The organism is Saccharothrix isguenensis (genome assembly GCF_052936305.1).
Genome location: NZ_CP193626.1, coordinates 5,455,213 through 5,463,042, shown reverse-complemented (window position 1 = coordinate 5,463,042; position 7,830 = coordinate 5,455,213). Strand labels below are relative to the sequence as shown.

Annotated in this window: 1 protein-coding gene; it reads right to left on the bottom strand. The window is 73.2% G+C overall.

Going from position 1 to position 7,830, the window contains the following annotated elements; genetic code table 11:
• Positions 1-5 precede the first annotated feature (5 nt).
• Complete coding sequence (locus ACRAKI_RS24075; protein WP_447002781.1) at positions 6-7,817, bottom strand: amino acid adenylation domain-containing protein; 7,812 nt, start codon at positions 7,815-7,817, stop codon at positions 6-8.
• Between the last annotated feature and the right edge of the window lie 13 nt (positions 7,818-7,830).

Genomic DNA, 7,830 nt, shown 5'->3' with positions numbered 1-7,830 from the left:
CGGGGTCACGCCTCCGTGTCGGCAACGAGAGCTTCGAGGTCCGCGAGCACCAGTTCCTCGACGAGGTCGGCCAAGGCGGAGACGGTGCGGGCGGTGAGGACGTCGCGGGGGGAGAGGTCGACGCCGAACGCCGCCTTGGTCCGGGAGGTGATGTGCAGGCCGCGGATCGAGTCGCCGCCGAGCGCGAAGAAGCTGTCCTCCACGCCGACCTCGCCGACGCCGAGCACGTCCGCCCAGATCGCGGCGATCGCCTCTTCGGTCTCGGTGCGCGGTGCGACGTACTGCCTGGACGTGACCGCGTCGCGCTCGGGCGCGGGAAGCGCGACGCGGTCGAGCTTGCCGCTGACGGTCAACGGCATGCTTTCCAGTGCGACGAACGCCGCTGGGACCATGTGGTCGGGCAGGACCATGGCCGTGTGGTCGCGCAGCTCCGATGCCGTAGTCGGCTTGTCCGGCACGAAGTACGCCACCAAGCGGTGCTCGTTCGGCACTACAACGACCTGGGCGACGCCAGGATGCGCCGCGAGGACCGATTCCACCTCGCCCAGCTCGACCCGGAACCCGCGGATCTTCACCTGCTGGTCGACGCGGCCCAGGTAGTGCAGGGTGCCGGTGTCGTCCCAGCGGGCCAGGTCGCCGGTGCGGTACATCCGTTCGCCGGGCGCGCCGAACGGGTCGGCCAGGAACCGCTGTGCGGTCAGGCCCGGTCGGTTCAGGTAGCCCCGTGCCAGGCCGAGGCCCGCGATGTACAGCTCTCCGGTGACGCCGGGCGGGACGGGCTTGAGCGCGTCGTCCAGTACGCGGATCGAGGTGCCGGGGATGGGTCGTCCGATCGGGGGTGTGCCGTCGGGTTCGAGCGGGTCGCTCCACGTGGTGACGACGGTGGATTCCGTGGGGCCGTAGGCGTTGATCATTCGTCGGTCGGGTGCCCACCGGCGCACGAGTTCGGCCGAGGTGGCGTCGCCGCCGACGACGAGGGTTCGCAGGGTCGGGAGTTCGGTGTGGGGGAGGGTGCCGAGCGCGGCCGGGGGGATCAGGGCGTGGGTGATGGCGAAGTCGGTGACGAACCGGGCGAGCTGTTCGCCGAGCAGTGGGCCGGGTGGTGGCACGACGAGGGTGGCTCCGGCGGGCAGGGTCATGCACAGTTCCAGCACCGAGGCGTCGAAGCTGGGTGAGGAGAACTGGAGGACGCGGTCGTCGGGTGACACGGCGAAGTGTGCGATCTCGGCGGTGGAGAAGGTGGCCAGACCGGTGTGGGTCACGATCACGCCCTTGGGGCGGCCGGTCGAGCCGGAGGTGTAGATCACGTAGGCGGCGTTCTCGTGCCGCAGCGGGACGTCCGGTGCGTCGGCGGGCAGGCCGGACAGGTCCGGGAGGGCGTCCAGGACGAGCGCTGCCCCGGAATCGGCGATCATGTACGCGATGCGGTCCGCCGGGTACGAGGCGTCGACCGGCAGGTAGGCCGCCCCTGCCTTCAGCACCCCCAACACCGCGATCACGAGGTCCACCGACCGGGGAAGCTGCAACGCCACCACCGACTCCGGCCCGACGCCGGTCCCGATCAGGTGGTGGGCCAACCGGTTGGCCGTCTCGTCCAGCTCCCGGTAGGTCAGGCTCGTCCCGCTACCCGTCACCGCCACCGCGCCCGGTGTGCGCGCCACCTGCGCGGCGAACAGCTCGGGGAGCGTGGTGGCCGGCTCGCCGACCGCCGTGTCGTTCCAGTCGACGACCACCCGGCGGACCTCCGCGTCGGACAGCCACGGCACGTCGTCCACCGGCCGGTCCGGGTCGGCGACCAGGCCGACCAGCAGCCGGTGCAGCCGTTCGCCCAGCCGCTCGACGGTGGCCCGGTCGAACATCGCCGGCTCGTAGCCGAGCAGCACGCCGAGCCGTTCCGCCGGGTACGCGGTGACGCTGAGCGGGAAGCTGGTGGTCTCGATCGCGGACAGCTCGCGCAGGCCCATGCCCTCGGCCGACTCGACCGGGTAGTTCTCGAACACGACGACGCTGTCGAACAGGTTGGTGCCGCGCTCGACCCCGCTCCACGCCTGGATGTCGGTCAGCGGCACGTGCTCGAACCGCCGCGACTCCGCCTGGGCGGCCTGCAACGCGCGCAGCCAGTCCGCGACCGGCGCCGCGCCGTCGACCTCGACCCGGACGGGCAGGGTGTTGATGAAGATGCCGGTGATCGAGTCCACGCCCGGCAGGTCGGCCGGGCGGCCGGACACGGTCGCGCCGAAGCACACGTCGCGCTTGCCGCTGGAACGGGCCAGCAGCAACGCCCACGCGCCCTGCACGATCGCGCTCGGCGTGAGCCGGTGCCGGCGGGCGAACTCGTACAGCCGCCCGGACTCGGCCTCGGTGAGCGTCATGGGGAGGCGTTCGGACGACTTGCCGTGCGGCGCGGGGCGGTCGGCGGGCAGGGGGGTCGGCGCGTCGACCGCGCCGAGCAGCCCGCGCCAGTACGCCTCGGCCTCGTCGCGGTCGTCCTGCCGGGTCAGCCAGGCGACGTAGTCGCGGAACGGCCGGCGCTCCGGGGGGTCACCGCTGAGCACGTCGGACAGCACGTGGAAGACGCTCCAGCCGTCCAGCAGCACGTGGTGGAACGTCCACAGCACCTGCACGCTGGTGGGGGAGAGGCGGGCGATCGCGACCCGCATCAGCGGCGGCACGCCCAGGTCGATGCCGTCCGCCCGGTCCTCGGCCAGCAGCGCGGTCAGCCGGTCGGCGCGGGCTCGCTCGTCCAGACCGCTCCAGTCCAGGAACGTGAACGGCACGGTGGCGTGGTCGTGCACGACCTGCAACGGCTCGCGCACGCCTTCCCACAGCACCGAGCTGCGCAGCACGGGCGTCCGGTCCACCACCCGCTGCCACGCGCGGGCGAACTCGGCGGAGTCGGTGACGCCGTCCACGACGAACGTGGTCTGCTGGAAGTACACGCCCTGGTCGCCCAGGCCGTGGAACACCATGCCCGCCTGCATCGGGGTGAGCGGGTAGGCGTCGGCGCCGGTGATCCGGTCCACCTCCGCCTGGGTCAGGTCCGCCAGCGGGAAGTCGGACGGCGTGCGGCCACCCGCGTCGGGCTCGGCGCAGTGCGCCACGATCCCGCGCAGCGCTGCGGCGAACCCGTCCGCCAACCGGGTGATCGTGGCCGGGTCGTGCGCGTTCTCGCTGTAGTGGAAGGTGAACGCCAGCCGGTCGCCGCGCACCTGGCCCACCACGTCGAGCAGATGGGGCCGCGGCGAGTCCGGGTCGGCGGACAGCGCGAGGTCCCGCTGGTCCTCGGCGAACCGGCCCAGGTAGTTGAAGCTGATCCGCGGGTCGCATGCGGGCGCGGTGCGGGCGAGGTGCCGGAGGGCGCCGTACCCGATGCCGCGCCGGGGTACCGCGCGCAGCTGCTCCTTCACCGACTTCAGCGCCGTACCCCAGTCACCGCCGTGCACGTCGAGGGCCACCGGGAACACGGTGGTGAACCAGCCGACCGTGCGGGACAGGTCCACGTCGGGGAACAGCTCCTCGCGGCCGTGGCCCTCCAGGTCCACCAGCACGCGCGAGCGGCCGGTCCAGTCCGCCAGCACGTGGCCGAGGGCGGTCAGCAGCACGTCGTTGACCTGCGTCCGGTACACGCCGGGCACGTCGCGGAGCAGCGCGGCGGTCTCGTCGGCGGTGAGCCGCACGGTCACCTCCCGCTGCGAGGCGACGGTGTTCGGGCCCTGCCGGTCGAGCGGGATGGTGGTCGGGGTGGCGGCCACGGTCGTCCAGTGGTCCAGCTCGTCGGTGAACCCGTCCGGGGCGTGCTCGGCGAGCCGGATCGCCCAGTCCCGGAACGACGTGGTCTTCGGTCCGATGTGGACGGTACGGCCGGTGCGGGCCTGCCGGTAGGCGGTGACCAGGTCCTCCACGAGCACGCGCCAGGAGACGCCGTCGACGACGAGGTGGTGGGCGGTCAGCCGCACCGACCGCCCGTCGAGGACTTCCGCCCGCAGCAGCGGTCCCGTGGTGAGGTCGAAGCGGTCGACCGCCAGCGGGTCCGCGTGGTGCCCGCGCCCGATCACCTGGTGGTCGCCCTCGAAGCGGGTGCGCAGCGCGTCGTGGTGGTCGACCAGCGCGATGAGCGCGGTGCGGAGGGCGGCCAGGTCCAGTTCAGCCCCATCCGGTCCAGCCCCGTCCAGTCCAGCGCTGTCCGCTTCAACGCCGTCCGCCTCGGCGAGGTCCACGACCACCGACTGGTCGAAGTGCTCGGGGCGGACGGTGTGGCTCTCCAGGAACCAGCGCTGGATGGGGGTGAGCGGCGCTTCGCCGGTGACCATGCCCTGCTCGGCGGTCGGCGGCAGGTCGCGGGTGACGTGCGGTGCGATCGCGGCGATGGTCTGGTGCGCGAAGATGTCCCGCGACGTCAGCACCAGGCCCGCGCGGCGGGCGCGGGTGACGACCTGGATGCCCAGGATCGAGTCGCCGCCGAGGGTGAAGAAGTTGTCCCGGACGCCGACCCTGGCCGCGCCGAGCACTTCGGCGAACACGTCCGCCAGCACGGCTTCGACGGGCGTTCGCGGTGCCGTGTAGCGGACTTCGGCGCGGTCGTCGGGCGGTGCGGGGAGCGCGTCGCGATCGAGGTGGTCCAGGCCGACGAACGTCGTCGGCACGGCGTGCGCGGGCAGCACCTGGCCCAGGAACGCGCGCAGGGCGGCCGGGCTGACGGCGGGCGTCACGTAGGCGACCAGGCGACGGTCCACCGCGACCACGGCCGCGTCGGTCACCTCGTCGTGGCGCTTGAGGGCTTCCTCCACCTCGCCGAGGTCGACCCGGACGCCGCGGATGCGGACCGAGTCGTCGTCGGGCGAGAAGGACAGGTCGGCCATGCCGTGCAGCGGGCGGTCCGGGTCGTCCACCACCAGGCGCAGCAACGCGTCCAGGTCGTCGCCCAGCGCCTCGATCGTCGTGGCGTCGAACAGGTCGGTGTTGTACTCGACGGTCAACGCCAGGTCGTCACCGCGCGGCCAGAACTCCACCACCAGGTCGAACCGGGCCACCGGACGCGGCAGGTCGTGCTCGGCCGCCGTCAGGTCCCCGAACGACGAGTCGCGCAGCAGCGGCTGGTGCAGCGCGACCACGGCCTGGACGAGGGGGGTGCGGCTCGGGTCCGGGTCGGGGCGGATCGCCTCCACCACCCGGTCGAACGGCACGTCGTCGTGCGTGAACGCTTCGAGGGTGGTGTCCCGCACCTGGTCCAGGAAGCCTGTGAACGGCAGGTCCGGGTCGACCCACGAGCGCAGCACCAGCGTGCGCACGAAGAACCCGACCGTGCGTTCCAGGTCCGTGCGGTCACGGCCGGAGCTGACCGTGCCGACCGCGATGTCCCGCTGACGGCTGCGTGCGGACAGCAGCACCTGCACGGCGGCGGTGAGGGTCATGAACAGGCTGGCGTCGTGCGCGCGGCCGATGTTCGCCAGCGTCCGCACCAGATCCGCGGGGAGGGTCCGCCGCAGCACCGCGCCGGAGGTCGTGCGAAGAGGTGGCCGGGGGCGGTCGGTGGGCAGGTCCAGCGCCTCGACGCCGTCCAGCCGGTCACGCCAGTAGGTCGGATCGCCGCCGGTTCTGCTCCGGTCCCACACCGCGAAGTCGGGGTACTGCACCTCGGGCCCCACCGGCTGCCCGCCCGCGTACAGCTCGGCCAGTTCCGCCAGCAGCACCTGCACGGACCAGCCGTCGGTGACGATGTGGTGCTGCACGAGGACCAGCAGGTGCTCGTCCGGCCCCGTCGGGCAGAGCACGGCGCGGGTCAGCGGCCCGCGCCGCAGGTCGAACGGCTCGTCCAAGCCGAACAGCGCCGGGTCGTCGCCGGGGAGGATGCGCAGCGGGATCGTGCCGTGCGGAGCGACGACCTGCACCGGCTCGTCGCCCAGCACGTCGAACGTGGTGCGCAGCGCGTCGTGCCGGGCGGCCACCGCGTCCAGCGCCTTCGCCAGCCGGGGCACGTCCAACGGCCCGGTCAGCCGCAGCCCGACCGCGGTGTTCTGCTCGGGGCTGCTGTCCAGCGAGAACAGCCGGCGCTGCGCCGACGACAGCGGCAGCGGCATCCCGACCGGCACGCGGGTGATCGCCTTCGGCTTCCCGTCCGGCAGGGCTTTCCCGTCCGGCAGGGTTTCGGCGAGCGCGGCGACCGTGCGGTGGTCGAACATCGCGCGCACCGGCAGCCCGCCGAGCCGGGACAACGCCCGCACGGCCAGGATCGAGTCGCCGCCCAGGGCGAAGAAGTCGTCCAGCGCACCCACCCGCGGCACGCCCAGCACGTCCGACCACACGTCGGCGACCCGGCGTTCGGCGGGCGTGCGCGGCTCGACGTAGCCCTCGGCGGCCGTGCCGACGACCGGCGCGGGCAGCGCGGCCCGGTCCAGCTTCCCGTTGGGTGTCAACGGGAACGCCTCCAGCGCGACGAACGCCGAAGGCACCAGGTAGTCCGGCAGCCGCGCGGCCAGGTGCTCGCGCAGCCCCGCCGTCTCGCCGACCACGTAGGCCACCAGCCGCTTCGGCTCGTCCCGCGCCACGACCACGGCGTGCTCGACGCCGGGGTGCCCGCGCAGCAGCGCTTCGATCTCGCCGGGCTCGACCCGGAAGCCGCGGATCTTCACCTGGTGGTCGGCCCGCCCGACGAACTCCAGCTGACCGTCGTCACGGGTGCGGACCACGTCACCGGTGCGGTACATGCGCGCGCCGGGCGTGCCGAACGGGTCGGCCACGAACCGCTGCGCCGTCATGCCCGGGCGGCGCAGGTAACCCCGCGCCAGACCGGCGCCCGTGACGTACAGCTCACCCTCGGCGACCGGGCGCAGCTCGTCGTCCAGCACCCGGACCTCGGTGCCCGGGACTGGCCGGCCGATCGGCGGCGTGCCGCCGGGTTCCAGCGGTTCGCTCCACGACGTGACCACGGTGGACTCGGTCGGGCCGTAGGCGTTGATCATGCGGCGGCCGGGGGCCCACTTCGCCACCAGGTCGGGCGGGCAGGCGTCACCGCCGACGACGAGCGTGCGGAACGCCGGCGGGGCGACGTCCGGCACGGTGGCCAGCGCGATTGGTGGGATGAGGGCGTGCGTGACGCCGAAGTCGGAGATCACCCGGGAGAGCTGGTCGCCGAGCAGCGGCCCGGGGGGCGGCACCACGAGCGCCGCGCCGGCGGGCAGGGCCATGCACAGCTCCAGCACGGAGGCGTCGAAGCTGGGGGAGGAGAACTGGAGCACCCGGTCGCCGGGGCGCACGTCGAAGTGCGCCATCTCGGCTCTGGCGAACGCGGGTAACCCTCTGTGCGGCACGATCACGCCCTTGGGGCGGCCGGTCGAGCCCGAGGTGTAGATCACGTACGCCGGGTCTTCCGGCCGGATCGCCACGTCGGGTGCGGTGGCGGGGTGGTCGGCCAGGTCCGGGAGGTCGGTCGAACCGATGCGGTCGAGCGGGCCGTCGATGACGAGCAGGGGTTGGGCGTCCTCGACCATGAACGCGATCCGGTCGGCCGGGTAGTCCGGGTCGACCGGCAGGTAGGCGGCACCGCTCTTCAGCACCGCGAGCCTGGCCACCACGTTGTCCACCGAGCGCCGCAAGGCCAGGGCCACCACCCGTTCCCGTCGTGCTCCCCTGGCGCGCAACAGGTGCGCGAGCCGGTTCGCGCGCCGGTCGAGTTCCCGGTAGGTCACCACCTCGTCGGCGGAGATGACCGCGGGCGCTTCGGGTGTGCGCAGCGCCTGCGCGGCGATCAATTCCGGCAGGGTGCGGGCGTGCGTCATCGCGTGAGGTGCCTTTCTGGCCGAAGGGCGCGCCTTACCCATTGCGCGCGGGGTT

What these genes read in the sequence shown, in the direction of transcription:
- ACRAKI_RS24075 (WP_447002781.1), bottom strand. Translation starts at nt 7,817, where the DNA reads ATGGGTAAGGCGCGCCCTTCGGCCAGAAAGGCACCTCACGCGATGACG.